This window comes from bacterium (genome assembly GCA_026416715.1).
In the GTDB taxonomy this organism is placed as follows: Bacteria; UBP4; UBA4092; order JAOAEQ01; family JAOAEQ01; genus JAOAEQ01.
The window spans coordinates 1-2,174 of sequence record JAOAEQ010000051.1; the positions used below are offsets into that span (position 1 = coordinate 1).

Sequence of the window (2,174 nt, forward strand, 5' to 3'; positions counted from 1 at the left end):
GTGTATAAGAGACAGGGGTTGCATGGAACAAATTTCAATCATCCGCATGCTGCGGATTAACAAAAAGCATTTCGATAGCCCGGATGGGGCGACTGAATCTAGCCCAGTATGCAATGCTGGGGTGAATGGAACGAAACCAAATCATACTCCCATTCGGGACGGCTGAATTTGATGTTATATCCAAACGATTTCACTTGACTTAAGGTCAAAACAATGTTATATTTAATACGATGTTCTTACGAAAACGTCACCAACCCAATCCTTTTTTATGCGAAAAAAGAAAGATTCACCCGCTAAAATAGAATTAGAAAAATATAACGGTTCTGCTTCTGAATTACACCATTACCAACTGTTTTTCGAAAACGCTCCGTGTTCGCTCTGGATAGAAGATTTATCTGCAATTAAAACATATATCGATTCGTTACGCGCTCAAGGGGTCACTGATATTCCTGGTTATTTTACTTCGCATCCGGAAGAAGTCAGCCGCTGTTTTTCGCTAATGCGGATACTGGATGTCAATCAGGCGACACTCGATTTATTCAAGGCAACCGATAAACCGACATTCATTCGAGATATCCATCGGATTGCCGGCGATGCGAGTTATCCCGCATTTAAAGAAACTATCCTAGCGATTGCCGAAGGAAAAACGCAATGCTCGCTCGAATCGGTTAATTATACTTTCACGGGTGATAAACTCTATCTATTACTCTCCTGGGTAGTAGCGCCGGGATTTGAATCGTCGTATGCGCGCGTGTTAGTTACGGTATTTGATATTACTAAACAGAAACAGGCAGAAGAATCACTTCGGCAAAATGAACTCCGATTTAAAACGCAATATGAATCCAACCCTATTCCTACATTTACTTGGCAGAAAACCGCTGATGATGATTTTCAATTGATTGCGTATAACCAAGCGGCAGAAAAACTTACCAACGGCAGAGTGAAACAGTTTCTCGGTAAAACTGCAAAAGAGTTGTATCATGACCGTGAAGATATTTTACATGACTTGCAGCAATGTTTTACGGAAAAAACGGTTGTTTTTCGCGAACTGATTTCGCAGCATTTCGTTCCCGGAAAATTGGTTTTAGCAACCTATGCGTATATCGAACCGGATTTGATTATGGTTCGTCTCGAAGATATAACTGAACGAAAACAAGCGGAAGTTCAACTGGAAATGATTCATGACCTTTACCGTCGGGCAATAACGCAAGCGAATGCGGTGCCGTATCAGATGAATTATGTTACTTGGCAGTATGATTATCTGGGAGAGGGCATTGAGCGGTTAACCGGCTATACGGCAGAAGAGTTCAATAAAACGGATGTAAGGAACAAGCTCGTTGAAGAACTAGAAATATATGGGGAAGCTGCTGGATTATCTTTATCAGAAGCGATACGTCGTGCCCGAGCCGGACTTATCCGGCAATGGAGTGCACAAATGCGGATTCGGACGAAATCCGGGCAAACGAAATGGTTAGCTGATACGGCTATCCAACTATTTGATGCGCATGGTAACGTTTATGGTTCATTAGGTATCTTGCAGGATATAACTGACCAGAAACAAGCGGAAATAACGTTACGCGAGCAGAACGAACTGTTGTTACTACAGACCCGGGTCGCTCAGATTACTGCTGAAGGGAAAACCATCGACGAATGCTGCACCAAGTTCACAGCGCTACTCCGTGAAATTATGCCGTGTGATGCGTTTTTCATTGATGCTTATAATGAAACTACGAAAAATACTATCGGAATCAAAGCGTACGATACGATTAATGGAACGTTCCAAGAAATCGGATTAACCCACGTCCAATTTAATCCGGAAGGAGATATCTACAAAACGGTTATTCTACAACGGAAACCGTATTTAAACCTGCGGAAACCAGGAATAGTAGAAAAATTCAAACCGATTTTAGTCGGCGATACGTCACGTCGGTCAGAATCGTTATTATATATTCCGTTAGTCGTTAAAGACCGAATTGTCGGGATAATTTCAATTCAGAGTTATCAGCCGAACGCATATACCACTCGACACATTGAACTATTGATGGCGATAGTGCCGATTATTGCACCAGCATTTGAAGCGCTCCTATTAACTGAACATTTGCGCGTTAGTGAAGAGCGATACCGAACGATTTTCGAACGAGCGGTTGAAGGGATGTTTCAAAGCACTCCGGAAG

Annotated in this window: 1 protein-coding gene; it reads left to right on the forward strand. The window is 42.3% G+C overall.

From position 1 onward, the window contains the following. Nucleotides 1-268: 268 nt before the first annotated feature. Nucleotides 269-2,174: PAS domain S-box protein (locus N3A72_12420; GenBank protein MCX7920381.1), on the forward strand; the 1,906-nt coding region annotated here is incomplete at its 3' end.